Origin of the sequence: Lentzea flaviverrucosa, from assembly GCF_003350445.1 — a bacterium.
GTDB classification, from domain to species: Bacteria; Actinomycetota; Actinomycetes; order Mycobacteriales; family Pseudonocardiaceae; genus Lentzea; species Lentzea californiensis.
Window position 1 is genome coordinate 205,172 of the sequence record NZ_QQAU01000006.1, and the last position, 17,409, is coordinate 222,580.

17 protein-coding genes, 1 tRNA gene and 2 riboswitches are annotated in these 17,409 nt (G+C 68.0%); of the genes, 6 read left to right on the forward strand and 12 right to left on the reverse strand.

The genetic code is table 11. The features are described 5' to 3' along the window. Positions 1 to 238: 238 nt before the first annotated feature. Together DFR72_RS20730 and DFR72_RS20735 are read right to left on the reverse strand one after the other, a co-directional pair. Positions 239 to 312, reverse strand: a tRNA-Leu gene (locus DFR72_RS20730). Positions 313 to 363: 51 nt separating this feature from the next. After that, the gene (locus tag DFR72_RS20735; protein WP_090067635.1) at positions 364 to 645 is read right to left on the reverse strand and encodes a metal-sensitive transcriptional regulator; all 282 of its coding nucleotides are present in this window, start codon (positions 643 to 645) and stop codon (positions 364 to 366) included. 324 nt (positions 646 to 969) lie between these two features. Between DFR72_RS20735 and DFR72_RS20740 the strand changes: the two genes are divergently transcribed. Continuing rightward, positions 970 to 1,311: a histone-like nucleoid-structuring protein Lsr2 gene (locus DFR72_RS20740; protein ID WP_030476951.1), complete on the forward strand. Its 342-nt coding sequence runs from the start codon at positions 970 to 972 to the stop codon at positions 1,309 to 1,311. Positions 1,312 to 1,420: 109 nt separating this feature from the next. On the opposite strand, the gene pabB is transcribed toward DFR72_RS20740, so the two are convergent. The 3 genes from pabB to DFR72_RS20755 all read right to left on the reverse strand — a co-directional run bounded on the left by pabB (position 1,421) and on the right by DFR72_RS20755 (position 4,845). Beyond that, on the reverse strand, positions 1,421 to 3,406 hold the full coding sequence (pabB, locus tag DFR72_RS20745) for an aminodeoxychorismate synthase component I (protein WP_090067633.1): 1,986 nt from the start codon (positions 3,404 to 3,406) through the stop codon (positions 1,421 to 1,423). A 93-nt stretch (positions 3,407 to 3,499) separates the two neighbouring features. Beyond that, positions 3,500 to 4,351 carry a hypothetical protein gene (locus DFR72_RS20750; RefSeq protein ID WP_090067631.1) on the reverse strand — a complete coding sequence of 284 codons (852 nt, stop codon included), beginning with the start codon at positions 4,349 to 4,351 and terminating at the stop codon, positions 3,500 to 3,502. Further along, positions 4,348 to 4,845, reverse strand: coding sequence for a SigE family RNA polymerase sigma factor (locus tag DFR72_RS20755; RefSeq protein WP_090067630.1), 498 nt, complete (start codon positions 4,843 to 4,845; stop codon positions 4,348 to 4,350). The genes DFR72_RS20750 and DFR72_RS20755 overlap by 4 nt, the downstream gene beginning before the upstream one ends. Positions 4,846 to 4,934: 89 nt before the next feature. On the opposite strand from DFR72_RS20755, the gene DFR72_RS20760 reads away from it, so the two are divergent. From DFR72_RS20760 to DFR72_RS20775, 4 genes are all read left to right on the forward strand, one after another. Then, positions 4,935 to 6,119: a metallophosphoesterase gene (locus DFR72_RS20760; RefSeq protein WP_342768661.1), complete on the forward strand. Its 1,185-nt coding sequence runs from the start codon at positions 4,935 to 4,937 to the stop codon at positions 6,117 to 6,119. Between the two features lie 108 nt (positions 6,120 to 6,227). After that, positions 6,228 to 7,394 carry a type III PLP-dependent enzyme gene (locus DFR72_RS20765; RefSeq protein ID WP_090067628.1) on the forward strand — a complete coding sequence of 389 codons (1,167 nt, stop codon included), beginning with the start codon at positions 6,228 to 6,230 and terminating at the stop codon, positions 7,392 to 7,394. A 34-nt stretch (positions 7,395 to 7,428) separates the two neighbouring features. After that, positions 7,429 to 7,824, forward strand: coding sequence for an adenosylmethionine decarboxylase (gene speD / locus DFR72_RS20770; RefSeq protein ID WP_030476957.1), 396 nt, complete (start codon positions 7,429 to 7,431; stop codon positions 7,822 to 7,824). Between the two features lie 29 nt (positions 7,825 to 7,853). Further along, positions 7,854 to 8,669 carry a spermidine synthase gene (locus tag DFR72_RS20775; protein ID WP_090067997.1) on the forward strand — a complete coding sequence of 272 codons (816 nt, stop codon included), beginning with the start codon at positions 7,854 to 7,856 and terminating at the stop codon, positions 8,667 to 8,669. Positions 8,670 to 8,729: 60 nt separating this feature from the next. Here the strand turns inward: DFR72_RS20775 and DFR72_RS20780 are convergent, their stop codons facing one another. The 3 genes from DFR72_RS20780 to DFR72_RS20790 all read right to left on the reverse strand — a co-directional run bounded on the left by DFR72_RS20780 (position 8,730) and on the right by DFR72_RS20790 (position 12,957). After that, positions 8,730 to 10,778 (reverse strand): S9 family peptidase, encoded by a 2,049-nt coding sequence (locus DFR72_RS20780; protein WP_090067626.1) that lies wholly within the window; start codon positions 10,776 to 10,778, stop codon positions 8,730 to 8,732. Positions 10,779 to 10,963: 185 nt separating this feature from the next. Then, complete coding sequence (locus DFR72_RS20785) at positions 10,964 to 11,725, reverse strand: DUF1295 domain-containing protein (RefSeq protein ID WP_090067995.1); 762 nt, start codon at positions 11,723 to 11,725, stop codon at positions 10,964 to 10,966. Between the two features lie 5 nt (positions 11,726 to 11,730). Continuing rightward, a complete protein-coding gene (locus DFR72_RS20790; protein WP_090067624.1) occupies positions 11,731 to 12,957 on the reverse strand; it encodes an SAM-dependent methyltransferase in 1,227 nt (408 codons plus the stop codon). Between the two features lie 139 nt (positions 12,958 to 13,096). On the opposite strand from DFR72_RS20790, the gene DFR72_RS20795 reads away from it, so the two are divergent. Continuing rightward, positions 13,097 to 13,789: a COG4315 family predicted lipoprotein gene (locus tag DFR72_RS20795; RefSeq protein ID WP_245983235.1), complete on the forward strand. Its 693-nt coding sequence runs from the start codon at positions 13,097 to 13,099 to the stop codon at positions 13,787 to 13,789. A gap of 163 nt (positions 13,790 to 13,952) precedes the next feature. Here DFR72_RS20795 and glyA read toward each other — a convergent pair whose 3' ends face one another. The 4 genes from glyA to DFR72_RS20815 form a co-directional block, all read right to left on the reverse strand. Then, positions 13,953 to 15,218: a serine hydroxymethyltransferase gene (gene glyA, locus DFR72_RS20800; protein ID WP_090067622.1), complete on the reverse strand. Its 1,266-nt coding sequence runs from the start codon at positions 15,216 to 15,218 to the stop codon at positions 13,953 to 13,955. A gap of 13 nt (positions 15,219 to 15,231) precedes the next feature. Beyond that, positions 15,232 to 16,326 (reverse strand): glycine cleavage system aminomethyltransferase GcvT, encoded by a 1,095-nt coding sequence (gene gcvT, locus DFR72_RS20805; RefSeq protein ID WP_090067620.1) that lies wholly within the window; start codon positions 16,324 to 16,326, stop codon positions 15,232 to 15,234. Between the two features lie 99 nt (positions 16,327 to 16,425). Further along, a riboswitch (glycine riboswitch) is annotated at positions 16,426 to 16,516 on the reverse strand. 1 nt (position 16,517) lies between these two features. Beyond that, a riboswitch (glycine riboswitch) is annotated at positions 16,518 to 16,608 on the reverse strand. A gap of 45 nt (positions 16,609 to 16,653) precedes the next feature. After that, positions 16,654 to 16,956, reverse strand: coding sequence for a DUF3817 domain-containing protein (locus tag DFR72_RS20810; RefSeq protein ID WP_090067618.1), 303 nt, complete (start codon positions 16,954 to 16,956; stop codon positions 16,654 to 16,656). 14 nt (positions 16,957 to 16,970) lie between these two features. Further along, complete coding sequence (locus DFR72_RS20815; protein WP_245983237.1) at positions 16,971 to 17,324, reverse strand: hypothetical protein; 354 nt, start codon at positions 17,322 to 17,324, stop codon at positions 16,971 to 16,973. Positions 17,325 to 17,409 lie beyond the last annotated feature (85 nt).

The following is a 17,409-nucleotide window of genomic DNA, read 5'->3' on the forward strand; positions in this document are numbered from 1 at the left end:
CGCGAAACGGAAACTTTACGCGCAACCCCACCCCAGCCAAAAGAAAATCAACGATTCCACTTTGGAATCCCCATGACCAGCTTGGTGATCGGCCCGTTGATCGGCCAAGCGAAGCGAGGCCGAAGCGGGGGTCCGGGGGCGCAGCGCCCCGGCTGGGGTCTGGGGGCTCGGCCCCCAGAAAACACCACGGGCGAGGTACGGTCCGCGCTTTCCGCAGACATACCTCGCCCGAAGGTCGTGCCCCCGGTGCGACTCGAACGCACACTGGACGGATTTTGAGTCCGCTGCCTCTGCCGATTGGGCTACGGGGGCGTAGCAGGGTGAACTGTAGCGGATCACGCCAGCGAGTTCTTGTGGGGACCCCTACGACTTGACGAGCCTGCCGATGGCCGCGGACGCCTCTGCCAGCTTCTCCTCGGCCACGGCGCCGCCTTCCGCGGCTGCCTGCGCGACACAATGCTTGAGGTGCTCGTCGAGCAACCCCAGGGACACCGCTTGCAGCGCCTTCGTGGCGGCGGAGATCTGAGTGAGGACGTCGATGCAGTATTCGTCGTTCTCGACCATGCGCTGGAGGCCACGGATCTGTCCCTCGATGCGGCGCAGTCGCTTGAGGTATGCGTCCTTGTCCGCGGTGTACCCGTGCATCGGCTCCTGACCTTCCCTACCCCTGGCGGGTATGTCGAGGATACCTGCACCGGATGGGGGTGCGTTATGTCCGGCACTGCTCCGTCAGCGGGAATGCGGAAGCGTCCGGCAAGCCCAGCAACGACCCGAAGTGAGACGACTAGCAGCACATTTTGGACCCATAACACCCGTGTGGTTTACCGGGTAAATGCCCCGACCGGGGGGTTGGGGTCACATTTTAGCGGCGAAAGGTTCGCCGTTTTTCCTCTTGTGTACTACGGTGTTGTCGAAGCACGTGGTTACGTCGAGGATCCGCGTGCTATGTGAGTACCCAACGGAGGAACAGTGGCACAGCAGACCGTCGTCCAACTCATCGACGACCTCGACGGCGGAGAAGCCGACGAGACCGTGACCTTCGCACTTGACGGTGTCGAGTACGCCATCGACCTGTCGAAGGGAAATGCGGAGCGGCTTCGCGAGTCGCTGGCGGACTTCGTCGGCAAGGCTCGCCGTGCGGGTGGCCGCAAGCAGCGCAAGGGCACCGGCAAGTCCACGGTCAAGGCCACCGACAAGGCTGAGGCGCAGCGCATTCGTGACTGGGCTCGCGCGCAGGGGCACCAGATCTCGGACCGCGGTCGCATTCCGCAGAACCTGGTCGTGCAGTTCCAGGAAGCGCACGCCTCCTGACCTGCGCGAACACGCGAGGTTTCCACACGTCGGCCGGTTCGCCGGCCGACGTGTTAACCGCATAGACCCGCACATACCGGTTCGTTCACACTATCCCCGGAACGCTGGATCAACGGCCTGGAAAGTGTGCTCCGAACAGGCGTGACACAGCAGTGGCCTTCACCGCTGTCTCCTCGAATTCCTCGTCAGGGTCGGACAGCGAGATCACCGCTCCGCCCACACCGAAACTCACCTGGTCGCCGTTGCCGACCAGCGTTCGGATGACGATGCTGAAGTCGGCTGCTCCGTTGAGCGAGAAGTATCCGAGCGCTCCCGAGTACACCCCACGTGGACCGGCTTCCAGCCCATCAAGGATCTGCATGGTCCGGATCTTCGGCGCACCGGTCATGGATCCTCCGGGAAACGCGGCTCGAACACATCGGACGGCAGAACTGTCCGGTCGAAGTCGGGCCCGCACGGTGCTCACCAATTGGTGTACGGTCGCGTAGGTCTCGACGTCGAACAACCGCGTCACCTCGACGGAACCGACTTCCGCGCACGTGCCGAGATCGTTGCGGACGAGGTCCACGATCATCAGGTTCTCCGCGCGGTCCTTGACAGATCGCGCCAGCGTTGTGCGCAACATCTCGTCGTCGGCCGCATCAACACCTCTGGGCCGTGTCCCCTTGATCGGCGATGACTCCACGACGCCATCTCGGTCCACCTTGATAAATCGTTCGGGTGACGTGCTGAGCACGGAGAGGTCACCGAAACGCAGCAACGCCCCGAACGGAACGGGATTTGCGGCGCGAAGCAGGCGATATGTGTCCCACGGGTCGAGCGAGGCACGCCACGACATCATGTTCGTCAGACAGGCCTCGTACGTCTCCCCCGCCGTGATCGCTTCCTGGCACGCGCTGATCAGCTTCAGGTAGTGCGCGCGCGGATGGCGCAACGTCACGTCGGAGACGACCGGCCGTGAAGGTTCGGCCAATGGTGTCAGGTGAGCCAGAACAGCCGAAACCTCGTCGAACCAACCGTCATCGGACAGTGACATCAAATAGACGCAATCATCTGAGTGATCGATGACCACGGCACGGTCGGTGAAGACGAACGACGCGTCCGGCTGTTCCGCGCGGTGTGCGAAGTCGCCGCCGCACTCCACCTTCAGCTCGTAGCCGAGGTATCCGACCCAGCCCAGGGCGAAATCGAACGGAACGTCGGGTTGCTCGACGTTCCACGACGCGAGGTCGTCCTCCAGCCAGGAGAAGAAAGAAGGGCAGGGGTGCGGTGTGCCGTCGAGCGTGAGCACCTCGTCCTGCACCGAGTACTGCGCGACGCGTGCGAGAGGCCCTGAGGCGTCTCCCATGACGGAGAACCGCCCGCCGGCGCCACTGTCCAGCCAGAACGCGGTCTCAGCGGCCCGGTGGAGCGCCGCGAACGCTTCCTCCGCGTCCACGGCCGCGGCCAGCTTCCGGACGTGCACAGGGCGCTTCTGAGGGGGTGAGCGAACCAGCACCGGTTCCGGCACGGCGGCCGTTCTCGTCGGGGTGAGCGCGGCGAAGTTCGCGAGCACCTCGCGGCCGAAGTCCGTGCAGATCGACTCGGGGTGGAACTGCACACCCCACGCGGGCCGGTCGAGAGCGCGCACACCCATCAGCACCGAGTCGTCGCTCCACGCGATGGCCTCCAAAGACGGAGGCAGCTCCGTGACCGCCAGCGAGTGGTACCGCACGACGTCGAACGGCGAGGGCAGGCCCGCGAACACGTCGGCGCCCGTGTGCGTGACCGGGGAGACGATCCCGTGGCGTGGCACGGGCGCGGGCCCCACGACGGCGCCGTAGGACAGGCACAGGCCCTGATGGCCCAGGCACACGCCCAGCAACGGGATCTCGGCGTGGTCGATCACCGCGCGGCAGAGGCCGAAGTCGGCGGGATTGCCGGGCCGGCCGGGGCCGGGCGAGATCACCACGTGGTCGAACGACCGCAGTGAGGCCAGCCGGAAGCGCGGGTCGTCGTTGTGGACGACCACGGGCTCGGCGCCGTTCACCTCAGCGAGGTGCTGGAAGAGGTTGAACGTGAACGAGTCGTAGTTGTCGATGAGCAGAGTCCGCATTGCAGGACGGCACTCTACCTGGCAAAACACCCGAACAGAGCAACGAGAGAGGGCGGCCACAAAACGTGACCGCCCTCGATGCGCGAAGCGAACTCAGCTGCCGAGCAGGAACTTCGGGTCAGCCGCGAGCGCCGCCAGTTCCGGCCCGAAGAACGGCTGCCTGTCCAGCACCGGATACCCGGCGTACGGGTACTCCTCCTCCTGCGCGACCGTCACCGTCCAGCCGCCGGCCGCCCGGTAGGACGCCCAGGTGGCGTCGTTCTGGCCGGGGCTCGTGGAAGAAACGACCCCGACCTGCTTCCCGGCGACGTCGTAGGTCTTGCAGCCTTCTCCGGCGCCACCCTTGAACCGCGTGACTAGCGCGCACGGTTCGACCGGATCACTCGGGTTCGGCGTCGTCACGGTCACCGTCAGCCTGCCGACCTTGCCGTCCTTCCGCACCGGCACGTAGGCCGTGTACTGCCAGATCTCCGGCGACTCACCCTTGTCGCTCGAGACCTGCGCCTGGGCGCGGAGCATGCCGCCGTGCATGGCGGGATCCGTGTACTTCAGATCGGGCGCCTCGTACCCGGCCGGCACGGACGCCCTGGCCAGTTCCAGCAACTGCCTGCCGCGGTCGGCCTGCGGCCCGTTGGTGGCCGTCCGGTCGGACTGCCCGACCGGCCACTGCTCACCCCACTGCGTGTCCGGCAGGCCGGGGCTGGAACTGCTGCTCTGCCCCGCTCCCACCAGGTAGTCCGTCGTGCCCTGCGGGTTCAGCGCGAACGCCGACCCGAGCCCGACACCGACGACGAGCACGGCGACCGCGGCCCCCGTGATCGACGCCCGCCGCTTGGACCGGGCCTTGTGCGCCCTGCCGAGCGCGATGCCCGGATCCATCGGGGGCGGCGGGCTGCTCGCCACCACCACGTCCTGGAAAGCTCGCTTGAGGTCCTGTTCGTTCATCGAACCCTCTCCTGCTCCAAGAGCAGGCCGCGCAGCGTCTGCAGCCCCCGCGCAGCCTGGCTCTTCACGGTTCCTTCCGAACATTTGAGGACCACGGCCGTCTTCTCGACGGACATGTCCTCCCAGTACCGCAGGACGAGGCACGCACGCTGCTTCGGAGGCACCTTCGCCAGCGCCTCCAGCAGCACCATCCGTTCCTCGGGGTGGACGCCGGGCGGAGCGGCCGAGTCCGCCACGTCGTCCGTCGCCGACTCGAACCGGAACCACCCGCGCCGTCGCTCGGACAGGAACGTCCGCACCAGGACCTGCCTGGTGTAGGCGTCCAGCGCCTCGTGCCGCTCGATCCTCCGCCAAGCCAGGTACAGCTTGGTGAAGGCCTGTTGCACCAGGTCTTCCGCGCGATGCCAGTCGCCGCACAGCAGGTATGCCGTGCCGCGCATGGCGTCGGAACGGGCCGCGAAGTACTCCTGGAACGCGGCGTCCCGATCACTCATCAGGTCTCCCCCTGTCTGCGGTGCCGGGTTAGTCACGCCACCTGGGGCCTGGCGGGTTGCACGAAGTTCTGGAAACGCATACTGATGTCGTGATTTTCCTTTTGCTCCTCGGCGTCCCCGTCGCCTTGGGCCATCTGTACCTGTGGCGGCGGCTGGTCGTGGACACGACGCTGCCCCGCACGCTCGGGCGCCGCGTCGGAGCGGTGGCGATCGCCGCCGCGTTCCTGATGCTGATGAGCGCGCTGGTCGTGACGCGCAGGGTGCCGCCGGAGTACGGGAAGTTCTTCGCCTGGCCCGGGTTCATCTGGCTCGCGGTGCTCTTCTACCTGGCGATCGCGCTCGGCGTCGCGGAGGTGCCGCGCCGGATCCTGCTCAAGCGCGCCACGCTGGCGCCGGTGCCCGTCGCCGCCGGTCCCGCGCCCGCCGAACCGGCCGAGATCGTGCCGGACCCGTCACGGCGGCTGTTCATCTCGCGCTCCGTGGCGATCGGCTCCGGCATCGCGGCGGGCGGGGTCGTCGGCTACGGCATGACGCAGGCGCTGGGCGACCCGCAGCTGCTGAACGTGCCGGTGACGCTGGACAAGCTGCGGCCGTCGCTGTCGGGCTTCCGGATCGCGGTCGTGAGCGACATCCACCTCGGCCCCCTGCTCGGGCGCTCGCACACCGAGCGGATCGTGCGGATGATCAACGAGCAGGAAGCGGACGTCGTCGCGATCGTCGGTGACCTGGTGGACGGCACGGTCGCCGAGCTGGGCGAGGCCGCGGCACCGTTGCGGGACCTGGTGTCCAAGCACGGCAGCTTCTTCGTGACAGGCAACCACGAGTACTTCTCCGGACACGAACAGTGGATCGCGGAGCTCGACAGGCTCGGCGTGAACCCCTTGCGCAACGAGGGTTTGACGGTCGCCGGCGGCATCGAGGTCGTGGGTGTGAACGACGTCACCGGCAAGTCTTACAACGACGGACCGGACTTCGACCGCGCCCTCTCCGGACGAGATCGCAACAACCCCGTAGTCCTGCTGTCACACCAGCCCGTGCAGGTGGCCGACGCGTCTTCACGCGGCGTCGACCTCCAGTTGTCCGGCCATACACACGGCGGACAGATGGTCCCGTTCAACTTCCTCGTGCCGCTGCAGCAACCCAGCACGGCCGGGCTGTCGAAGGTGGACGGCACCTGGCTCTACACCAGTCGTGGCGCGGGTTTCTGGGGCCCGCCGGTGCGCGTGGGCGCGCCTCCGGACATCACGATGATCGAGCTGCGTTCTGCTGGGTAAATCACACTCGCCTGGACTGGCTTGCGCACTTTCGGTGTCCAGGCCGTAGAGTGGACGGCCGTGCCCGCGTACGGAACGCGAGGCGGATGAAGGGGGACCCCTGGGGAAATGACCGAGAGCTTCGCCGTTGATCGGCGCAACGAGGCAGAGGCTCGTATTCGGCGTTTCCTGGACCAGGAGAACCCGTCGACACCATGTCTGGTGATCGACCTCGAGACGATTCGCGCGCGCTACCAGGCGATTCGCGCGGCACTGCCGTCCATCGACATCTTCTACGCGGTGAAGTCCAACCCGGAGTCCGACGTGGTCGGCACGCTGGTCGCGGAGGGTTCGCACTTCGACGTGGCGTCGCCCGCGGAGATCGACCTGTGCCTGGAGCGTGGCGCCGAGCCGTCGTCGATCTCCTACAGCAACCCCATCAAGAAGGCCGCGGACATCGCGTACGCGTACTCCCGCGGCGTGCGGATGTTCGTGTCGGACAGCGAGCAGGACGTCCGTTTCGTCGCTTCCCACGCGCCCGGTTCGTCCGTGCTGGTGCGGATCCTTGTCCACAGCAAGGGTTCCACGTACCCGTTCGGCAACAAGTTCGGTTGCGATCCGGAGATGGCGACGGATCTCTTGCGGCTGGCGCACGAACTGGGTCTCGTTCCTCTCGGCGTCGCGTTCCACGCGGGCTCGCAGCAGCTCTCCGTCGAGGGCTGGGACTCCGGCATCGCCGACGCGGCGCTGATCGCCGCGAAGCTGCGCGCGGAGGGCATCGAGACGTCGACGGTGAACCTCGGCGGCGGGCTCCCTGCCGTCTACCAGGAGGCCACGCCGTCCCTGGAGGCCTTCGCCACCGCCATCGAGGCCTCGGTCGCCCGGCACTTCGGCACCGCTCGCCCCAGGGTGATGATCGAGCCCGGCCGGGCGATCTCCGCCGAGGCGGGCATGATCCGTTCCTCCGTCGTGCTGGTGTCGCGGAAGTCCTATTCGGACGAACGCCGCTGGGTCTACGTCGACATCGGTCGCTACCAGGGCCTCGCCGAGACCGAGGGCGAGGCGATCGCGTACCGGCTGCGCACCTCGCGCGACGGTGGCCCGGCAGGCCCGATCGTGCTGGCGGGCCCGACGTGCGACGCGGACGACGTGATCTACCAGCACACCCGCTACGACCTGCCGCTGGACCTGCAGGCGGGCGATCACGTGGACATCCTCCACGCGGGCGCCTACACGTCCTCCTATTCGTCCGTGTGCTTCAACGGCTTCCCGCCGTTGGCCACGTACTGCATCTAAGCCCGTCTGCAATTCACATAGTTTGGAGTGATTGATGTCCGAAGCGCCCTGTCAGACCGAGGAGACCGTCGGTTTGTTCGCGGGACAGCACGTACTTGCAGAGCTTTCGGGTGTGAGTGCCGATCTGCTCGACGACGAGCAGTTCCTCAAGCACGCCCTCGGTGAGGTTCTCACGCAGGCCGACGCAACCGTTCTGGAGGTGATCTCCAAGAAGTTCGATCCCCAAGGAGTCACCGTGCTCGCCCTGCTCTCGGAGTCCCATGCGTCGATCCACACCTATCCCGAAGTGGGTTCGGTGTTCGTCGACGTCTTCACCTGCGGTACTCGTGCGAAGCCCGCGCTGGCCGTCCAGCTACTCGCTGACGCTCTGGGCGCTGCTCACGTGAGCACGGACCTCGTCACTCGTGGCGTCAAGGAGCATGTCGCGTGAACACGATCAACGAGCCGCTCGCCGATGGCATGACCCGCCACTGGCAGGTGGACGAGGTGCTGGTCGACACCAAGACCGACTTCCAGCACCTGGTGATCGCCCGAACGGCGCAGGGGTTGTCGCTGTTCTGCGACGACGACCGCCAGTCGACGGAGTTCAGCCAGCTGACCTACCACGAGGCCCTGATGGTGCCGGCGCTGCTGCTGGCCGACACCGTCGAGCGCGTGCTGGTCATCGGCTCCTCCGAGGGCGTCGTGTGCCAGATGGCCGTCCAGCACGGTGCGACCGTCGTCGACCACATCGACATCGACGAGCAGGCCGTGAAGCTGTGCGCGGAGCACCTCCCGTACGGCTACACGACCGAGGAGCTGGCCGCCGCCGAGAAGGGCGACGGTCCGATCCGCGTGCAGTACATCGACGGGTTCGAGTACATCCGCACGACGTCGGAGAAGTACGACATCGTGCTGGTGGACCTGCCCGACGAGCGCGAGGAGGAGGCGCAGCACAACCGCCTGTACGGCGCGGACTTCCTGCGCATGTGCAAGGCCCTGCTGCGTCCCGGCGGCGTCGTCGTCAACCAGTCCGGTTGCCAGACGATGTGGCGCAACACCACGCTGATCCGCTCCTGGCAGCGGTTCAACGAGGTGTTCGACACCGTCGCCTACTACGGCTCGGACGAGCACGAGTGGGCGTACCTGTTCGGCCGCGCGGACGTCGTCGAGGACCCGACCGCGCTGATGGTCGAGCGGTTGAAGACGGCCGGCTACGAGCCGGAAACGATCGACGACCTGGCGCTGGTGGGCAACAGCATCCCGCCGTACCGGGTGCGGCAGTCGCTGGCCTGATCGCAGGCTTGTCGAAAGGGGCGCTTCCCGTTGCGGGAAGCGCCCCTTTCGCTGTTCGTGCTAGGCGAGCGACTGCTTGAGGAACTCGACCTGCAGCAGGAGGAGGTTCTCCGCCACCTGTTCCTGCGGGGTCATGTGCGTGACGCCCGAGAGCGGCAGCACGGTGTGCGGGCGGCCGGCGGCGAGCAGGGCGCTCGACAGGCGCAGGGTGTGCGCGGCCACCACGTTGTCGTCGGCCAGGCCGTGGATGATCATCAGCGGGCGGGAGAGCTTGTCCGCGTCGGCGATGAGCGAGTTCGAGTCGTAGACCTCGGGCCTGTCGTCGGGGTGGCCCAGGTAGCGCTCGGTGTAGTGGGTGTCGTAGAGACGCCAGTCGGTCACCGGGGCGCCGGCGATGCCCGCGTGGAAGACGTCCGGGCGGCGCAGGACGGCCAGGGCGCTCAGGTAGCCGCCGTAGGACCAGCCCCGGATCGCCACTCGGGTGAGGTCGAGGTCCGGTTCGAGCGCGGCGGCCGCGTGCAGGGCGTCCACCTGGTCTTCCAGGGTGGCACCGGCGAAGTCGAACGCGATCGCGCGTTCCCAGGCGAGGCCCCGGCCCGGGGTGCCGCGGCCGTCGGCGACGAGGACCGCGAAGCCCTGGTCCGCCAGCCACTGCGAGGCCAGGAAGGCGTTCTGGGCCGACACGACGCGCTGGGCGTGCGGGCCGCCGTACGGGTCCATCAGCACCGGGAGCTTGGTGCCCGGGACGTGACCGGTGGGCAGCAGGAGCGCGGCGCGGAGGGAACGTTCGCCGAGGGTCAGCATGCGCGGGGACGCCTTGAGGACCGGCGTGTCCGCCCACGACTCGATGACGTGGTCACCGACTCGCACCCGCGCGCCGAACCAGTCCAAAGTGGCCGATACGAGGACAACCGTGTCACCGCCGCGAACCGCGGAGTGCACACCGTCCTCAGAGGACAGTTTTTCGACGCTGGCGCCGACCGAGTAGACGTGCACCTGCGTCGGGTCGCCGGCGGAGGCGGCCACGAGGATCGAGTCGTCGGTGATGTCGAGCACCCGGCGCACCTGCAGGCCCGAGGTCACGACCTCGTCGCCCACCTGGAGTGCGTACTCGTCGCCCTCCCCCACGATCCGCACGAGACGGCCGTCCGGGGTCCACGCCGGAGCGCCGTCGCTGACCTCGAGCCACGTCGGATCGGTCTCGGCCGCGAGCTCCGTGACGGCGCCGGTGTCCGGGGACAGCGTGTGGATCCGGCGGGTGCGCTGGTCGCGGGTCTGCGTCGTGATCAGCGGAGCGCCGCCGGACGACCAGTGCACGTCGTTGAGGTAGTCGAACTCCAGCAGCACCGGGACGAAGGTGCTGTCGAGCGACACCACGTGCAGCGACACGGTGGCGTTGGCCGTACCGGCCGCCGGGTAGGCGATCTCGGTGGCGGCGGTGCCGGGGTTCGCCGGGTCGGCGATGTACCAGCGCTGCACCGGTGCGTTGTTCACGCGCGCGGCGATGAGGCGGTCGCCGTTCGGCTCCCACCAGTAGCCGCGGTAGCGCGACATCTCCTCGGCCGCGATGAACTCGGCGAGGCCGAACGTCACGTCCTCGCCGTCCGGCTCGGCGACCGCGTAGTCCTCACCCGAACTCAGCTCGACCACGCGCATCGTGCCGTTCGTGACGTACGCCACACGCCGCCCGGTCGGGTCGACGCGCGGGTCGACGACGCCACCCCGGGTCGGCAGCTCACGGGCGGTACCGCTCACCAGGTCGGCCACGAACAGTCGTCCGGACAGCGCGAACGAGGCCACCGAGGCGTCCCGGGAGAGCGCGTACCCGACGATGCCCGCACCGGACTCACGCGTGCGCTCGCGGCGCGCCTTCTCCTCCGCGGGCAGGTCCTCCGGATCGGACAGCAGCGTCGCCGGATCGACGAGCAGCCGTTCGACGCCGGTGGCCGTGTCCAGTTCCCAGAGCCCGTTCGCACGGCTTGTGGCCGTGGCCGGGCGCAGGAAGAAGACACGTGCGCCGTCCGCCGACACCGCGAAGGTCCTCGGTGCGCCGACGGTGAACCGCTGGGTGCGCGCCTGTTGGCGCGGGAAGGAGATGTCGTTGCCCACGCTCCAACACTAACCCGCGCACCCGCGCCGTACGGGCGCTGTGACGTGCGCTGCCTGCCGCGATACAGATCCGAAGAGGGTTGTGGACGCGAAGCCGAAGGCACGAACCGCGGCCTGCTGCGCTGCGTCGCGACGGCCAGGCCTCGAACGGCAGTCCCGCGCCACCGCGCGCCCAACCCCGTCCGCTACCCCACGCGACTCTTCGGAGGCAGCGGGAAGAAGCCACTGGTGCGCCGCACGTACTCGGCATAACCGGGACGGCGCGACACGATGTCCTTCTCCAGCAACGGCTTGCCGCTGCCCTTCGCGAGCAGCCACGTCATGACCACCGGACCGATGATCGTGAGCGCGGCGAGCCACGAGTGCAACGCGAACAGGTACAGGCCCCACCACACGACGGAGTCGCCGAAGTAGTTCGGATGCCTTGTGTAGCGCCACAAACCGCGGTCCATCACAGCGCCCTTGTTCGCCGGGTCCGCACGGAACCGGGAGAGCTGCCAGTCACCCACGGCCTCGAAGACGAAGCCGACCACCCACACGCCAGTGCCCAGCCAATCCAGCACTCCGAAAGGGGCCGAAAGGTGCTGCGCGGCCTGGACGGGCAGCGACACGATCCACATCAGCACGGCCTGGAGCAGGTAGACGCGGTACATCCGCAGGCGCGGGTTTCCCTTGGCACGCCTCAAAATGTCCTGATAGCGCGGATCTTCGTCCTTGCCCCTGTTGCGCGAGTGGATGTGCACGCCCAGGCGTACGCCCCACACCACGGTCAGGGCGGTGACGACCCACTGCCGAGTCGGTTCGCCCTCCGCGAACAGCAACGTGATCACGGCGATCACGGCGAAACCGGGGCCCCACACGGAGTCGATCAGGTCGTAGCGCTTGCGGGAGTCCGCGTACAGGAACAGTCCGCTGAGCAGCGCCAGCACCACGACGAGGCTGATCAGGAAGCTCACCTGGACACCAGCTCACGACGCACGCGCGGCATGCCGCTGCGGCCGTTCTCGCTCCTGCGCACCGCGAGGATCTGGTCCACGCCCATCCGGCCCTCCTCGAACGTCAGCGCGCCGCCGGCCAGGTACAGCCGCCAGACGCGCGCCTGTCCCTCGCCCACCAGGGCGACGACCTCGTCCCAGCGCTCTTCCAGGGTCTGCGCCCATGCTCGCACCGTCCACACGTAGTGCTCGCGCAACGCGTGCACGTCGCGGATCTCCAGGCCGGCGCCTTCGAGGAAGCCGGTGGTGGCACTGACCGGCCGCATGTGCATGTCCGGCGCGACGTACGACTCGATGAACGCACCGCCGCCGGGTGCGTTGTGTCCGCGCGACATCTGTTGCAGCAGCAGGCGGCCCTCGGGCTTGAGCAGCCGGTGCAGCGTCGAGGCGTACTCGGGGTAGTTGCCCTCGCCGACGTGCTCGCCCATCTCGATCGTGGAGATCGCGTCGAACGGCTCGTCGCGCACCTCGCGGTAGTCCTGCAACCGCACCTCGACCCGGCCGGTCAGCCCTTCGGCCTCGATCCGGCCGAGGATGTGCTCGCGTTGCTGGGCGGAGATCGTCACCCCGGTCGCGTGCACGCCGTAGTGCTTCGCGGCGTGGATGATCATCGAACCCCAGCCGCAGCCGACGTCGAGCAGGCGCATGCCCGGCTCCAGGCCGAGCTTGCGGCACACGAGGTCCAGCTTGTTGTGCTGCGCCTGCGCGAGCGGCTCGTCCTCGGACGTGAAGTACGCGCACGAGTAGGCCATGCTCGGGTCGAGGACGAGCCGGTAGAAGTCGTTGCTCAGATCGTAGTGGTGCGAAATGGCATCGCGGTCGCGGCTCTTGGTGTGCAGCGCGCCCCGCAGCCGGGCTTCCTCCTTCGGCGCGTCCGGGTTGGGTCCCAGCACCTTCAGCCGCAACGCGAGCTTCGCGACCTCCGAGAGCCGCGGCCGGCGGGTGACGCCCCGCCGCACGAGCCCCCAGATCTGCGAGAGACCGGTCGCGAGGTCACCCTCGACGTCGAGCTCGCCGCTCACGTATGCGCGGGCGAGCCCCAGCTCGTTCGGACTCCACACGAGCCGCCGCAACGCGTCGCGCGAGCGGATCACGACCACCGTGCCGTCCTGCGGCCCGGCGACACTTCCGTCCCACGCCCGAAATCCGATCGGCAACGCCGCACCCAGCACCCGCTCGGCCATTCCTGCCAGCTGACCAGCGACGACCACACTGCACCTCCTGCGTTACCTGGCTCCGCCAGACGTTCGAGACGGGAGGAGGTTCGGTTCGTTTCTGAACCGAGACGCAACCGGGGCCGTATGGCCTGGATAGAGCGAACGGATGGACGAGGAGGACATGAGTGTGATCCGACGTAACCGCATTGCCATCGGGCTCGCCGCGGGACTGGCAGTTGTGCTGGGTCTGGGTGTCTGGAGCGCCACTGGCAGTGGCACGAACTCCAAGCCGGTGGCACAAACCGAAACCGACCTGGGCGTCCTCGGTGACTACGGCGACGTGGGTCAGCCCCCGGTACTCCAGGAGCCCGCGCAGGCCCCCGAAGCCCCTGTCCAGCAGCAGGCCCCGGAAGTTCCGGCAGCGCAGCCCCCGGCCGCGCAGCCCCCCGCAGCAGCCCCGGTCAGCACGTTGAAGCTGGTCGGCAAGCCCGTCGACAAGATGGGCCTCGTGGTTCAGGACGGCGATGGCCGCACCCTGTACCGCTTCGACAAGGACACCCCGAAGCCCGAAGGCAAGTCGAACTGCAACAACCAGTGCGCGGTCACCTGGCCGCCGCTGATCTCGGAAACGATCCCGCAGGTCGAAGGTGTCGACGCGAAGCTCGTCTCGCTGATCACGCGCGCTGACGGCAAGAAGCAGGTCGCCATCGACGGCTGGGCTCTCTACACGTACTCGCAGGACCCGAAGCCGGGCGCCTGGAAGGGCCAGGGCGTCGGCGGTACCTGGTACGTGATCCAGCCTGACGGCAAGCGCAACGTGGAATGCCTGCCCCCTGGCGTCACGGCACCCGCTGCCTAACCCCACAGCATCCTATTAGGACGGTCCATCTGAAACACACATCACCCTGACGTGGTGAAACCCCGGCCCTGGGGAAGGGGCCGGGGTTCCCGTCGTTTCGCTCCCGGGTCACCAACGCAAGGGGCGCCACCGGAAATCCGGTGGCGCCCCTCGTCGTTCAGCGTCAGAGCGTGGAGTACAGCGGGTGCTTCGCCGCCAGCACCTCGACGCGCGCACGCAGCTCGTCGATCGCCGCGCCCGGCTTCAGGGCCTCCGCGATCACGTCGGCGACCTCGGTGAAGTCCACCTCGCCGAACCCGCGGGTCGCGAGCGCCGGCGTGCCGACCCGCAGACCGGACGTGACCATCGGCGGCCGCGGGTCGTTCGGAACGGCGTTGCGGTTGACCGTGATGCCGATCTGGTGCAGCACGTCCTCGGCCTGCTTGCCGTCCAGCTCGGAGTTCACCAGGTCGACGAGGACGAGGTGCACGTCCGTGCCACCGGTCAGCACCTTCACGCCGGCCGCGGCGACGTCCGCCTGCGACAGGCGCTCGGCCAGGATCCGCGCGCCCTCGAGCGTGCGGCGCTGGCGGTCCGCGAACTCCGGCGAGGCGGCGTGCTTGAACGCCACCGCCTTGGCCGCGATCACGTGCTCCAGCGGGCCGCCCTGCTGACCGGGGAACACCGCCGAGTTGATCTTCTTGGCGATGGCCGCGTCGTTCGACAGGATCACGCCGCCACGGGGACCGCCGAGGGTCTTGTGGGTCGTGGTCGTCGTGACGTGCGCGTGCGGCACGGGCGACGGGTGCAGGTCGGCGGCGACGAGGCCGGCGAAGTGCGCCATGTCGACCATCAGGTAGGCCTCGACCGAGTCCGCGATGCGGCGGAACTCGGCGAAGTCCAGCTGGCGTGGGTAGGCGGACCAGCCGGCGACGATCAGCTTCGGCCGGTGCTCCTGCGCCAGGCGCTCGACCTCGGCCATGTCGACGCGGCCGTCCGAGTCCGCGACGTGGTACGGCACGACGTTGTAGAGCTTGCCGGAGAAGTTGATCCGCATGCCGTGCGTCAGGTGGCCGCCGTGCGCGAGGTCCAGGCCCAGGATCGTGTCGCCGGGCTCGAGCAGTGCGAACATCGCGGCCGCGTTGGCCTGCGCGCCCGAGTGCGGCTGGACGTTCGCGAAGCCGGCACCGAAGAGCGCCTTGATGCGCTCGATGGCGAGGCGCTCGACGACGTCCACGTGCTCGCAGCCGCCGTAGTAGCGGCGGCCGGGGTAGCCCTCCGCGTACTTGTTGGTGAGCACGGAGCCCTGGGCCTGCAGCACCGAGACGGGCGTGAAGTTCTCCGAGGCGATCATCTCGAGCGTGCCCTGCTGGCGAGCCAGCTCGGCCGCAACGGCCTCGGCCACCTCGGGGTCGTACTCCGCGAGGGAAGCGTTGAACTGGTCGGACATCTGGAGGATCTCCCTACTTGGCGCGCTTGTAGAACGGAAGTGCGACGACCTCGACCGGCTGCTTCTTGCCGCGGACGTCCACCAGCAGTGAGGTGCCGGGCTCGGCACTGGCCTTCGACACGTAGGCCATGGCGACGGAGTAGCCGAGGGTCGGGGACAGCGCGCCCGACGTCACCTCGCCCACGACCTCGTCGCCGTCGAGCACCGCGTAACCGTGGCGCGGGGCGCGGCGCTCAGGGGTCTTCAGTCCGACCAGGACCGAGTCCACCCCGGACTCGGCGACCTTGGTCAGCGCGTCGCGACCCACGAAGTCGCCGGGCTTGTCGAGCTTCACGACGCGGCCCAGGTTCGCGTTGTAGGGCGTCAGCGACGTCGTGAGTTCGTTGCCGTACAGGGGCATCCCGGCTTCGAGACGCAACGTGTCGCGGCAGCCGAGACCGCACGGCTTGAGCTCGTGCGCCTCGCCGGCCCCCAGCAACGCCGCCCAGACGGCGGGTGCGTCGGCGGGCGCGACGAAGAGCTCGAAGCCCTCCTCGCCGGTGTACCCGGTGCGGGCGAGCAGCGCCTCGACACCGGCCACGGTGGACGGGTACGAGGCGTAGTACTTGACCGTCGACAGGTCGGTGTCGGTCAGGCCGGAGAGGATCTCGACCGACTTCGGGCCCTGGATCGCGATCAGCGCGTAGTCGGTCGACTTGTCCGTCACGACGGTGTCGAACCCGGCTGCGCGCTCGACCAGGGCCTCGGCGACGACGAGGGCGTTCGAGGCGTTCGCGACGACCATGAACTCCTGGTCTCCCAGGCGGTACACGATCAGGTCGTCGATCACGCCGCCGTCGGCCTGCGTGATCATCGTGTAGCGCGCCTTGCCGACGGCCAGTGCCGAGATGTGGCCGACCAGCGCGTAGTCGAGGGCCTCACCGGCCTGCGGTCCGGTCAGGACGATCTCACCCATGTGCGTGAGGTCGAACAGGCCCGCGGTAGTGCGCACCGCGTGGTGCTCCGCGAGTTCGGACGAGTAGCGCAGCGGCATCCGCCAGCCCGCGAAGTCGGTGAACATCGCGCCGAGCTGCTCGTGCTCGGCGTTCAGAGGCGTGAGGCGGGACATCAGAACGCTCCTCCAGGGTGCGCCGAAGAGCCGGACGCGGCCGGCTGAGGCATCAGAAGAATGACACGGTCCATCGGAGACTCCTCACTAGAGCGAGCCTCCCCCTCTGTCATGAGCCTGAGAGCTTCACCGCGCGGAGCGCGGCTTGCACCGTGGGCGAGGCTGCTGATGAGCCTGCTTTTCAGAGTTGCCTTCGTCGGGCGGTACCTGTACCTGAGAGATTCCGGGGAGGAGTTGCTCCTACGGTGTCCCCACTCAAGGGGACTCTCCCGCGCGACATCGACGGCCGTGTTCAGTTGTCAGCCCCAGACGCTAGCAGGCCAAACGTCACAGCGGGACGCCCTGCGCAGTCTTCTCGACCACCTTGCGCTCCGCCCAGAAGGACAGGAACGGGATCGTGCCGGCGACCAGCACCAGCGCGGTGCCCTTGATCGACCAGCGCAGCTTCAGCGCCAGGTCGACGGAAATCACCAGGTAGATGGCGTAGAGGAAGCCGTGGATCGGGCCGACGACCTTCATCGCGCCGTCCATGTCCGCGGCGTACTTGAGCACCATGGCCACGACCAGGAGCAGCAGGAAGACTCCGACCACGTAAGCCATGACCCTGAACCGGGTCAACGCACCCTTCATCTGCCCGCCTTCGCTCAACGACCGTCCCGCGCGTTGAGGTCCGCGAGCATGCGGTTGTAGGCCGCGAGCTCCGCGTCTTCTTCATCGTCGAAGTGCTCGACAGGCGCGGGTTTGACGGCGTCAACGGTAGCTACCGGCTTGGGGGCGGGCGCAACCGGCTCGGCTGCGAGATCCGCGTCACGGTTCTGGCGCACCAAACGGCGGAAACGCCACACCATGAAGAGGGGGAAGAGGCCGAAGAGCGGCCACTGGAGCACGTACCCGAGGTTCTGGAACGTGCCGCTGGCGGACTCGAAGCGCTGCCACTGCCAGTACGCGAGCCCGCAACAGACGATCAGCGCCGCCAGACAGGCGAACGCGATCAACACTCGTTGGGGGGTAAGGAGGCCGCGCACGACCTCCACACTACTTGGGTGAGGCCTCCTGACAGGAGGCCGCCCTTCGAGGTGTGTG

Bases quoted from the DNA above. Each gene is read 5' to 3' on its own strand.
- DFR72_RS20735 (WP_090067635.1), bottom strand. From the start codon at position 645: ATGCACGGGTACACCGCGGACAAGGACGCATACCTCAAGCGACTGCGC.
- pabB (WP_090067633.1), bottom strand. From the start codon at position 3,406: ATGCGGACTCTGCTCATCGACAACTACGACTCGTTCACGTTCAACCTC.
- DFR72_RS20750 (WP_090067631.1), bottom strand. From the start codon at position 4,351: ATGAACGAACAGGACCTCAAGCGAGCTTTCCAGGACGTGGTGGTGGCG.
- DFR72_RS20755 (WP_090067630.1), bottom strand. From the start codon at position 4,845: ATGAGTGATCGGGACGCCGCGTTCCAGGAGTACTTCGCGGCCCGTTCC.
- DFR72_RS20765 (WP_090067628.1), top strand. From the start codon at position 6,228: ATGACCGAGAGCTTCGCCGTTGATCGGCGCAACGAGGCAGAGGCTCGT.
- speD (WP_030476957.1), top strand. From the start codon at position 7,429: ATGTCCGAAGCGCCCTGTCAGACCGAGGAGACCGTCGGTTTGTTCGCG.
- DFR72_RS20775 (WP_090067997.1), top strand. From the start codon at position 7,854: ATGACCCGCCACTGGCAGGTGGACGAGGTGCTGGTCGACACCAAGACC.
- DFR72_RS20790 (WP_090067624.1), bottom strand. From the start codon at position 12,957: ATGGCCGAGCGGGTGCTGGGTGCGGCGTTGCCGATCGGATTTCGGGCG.
- DFR72_RS20795 (WP_245983235.1), top strand. From the start codon at position 13,097: ATGGACGAGGAGGACATGAGTGTGATCCGACGTAACCGCATTGCCATC.
- glyA (WP_090067622.1), bottom strand. From the start codon at position 15,218: ATGTCCGACCAGTTCAACGCTTCCCTCGCGGAGTACGACCCCGAGGTG.
- gcvT (WP_090067620.1), bottom strand. From the start codon at position 16,326: ATGTCCCGCCTCACGCCTCTGAACGCCGAGCACGAGCAGCTCGGCGCG.
- DFR72_RS20810 (WP_090067618.1), bottom strand. From the start codon at position 16,956: ATGAAGGGTGCGTTGACCCGGTTCAGGGTCATGGCTTACGTGGTCGGA.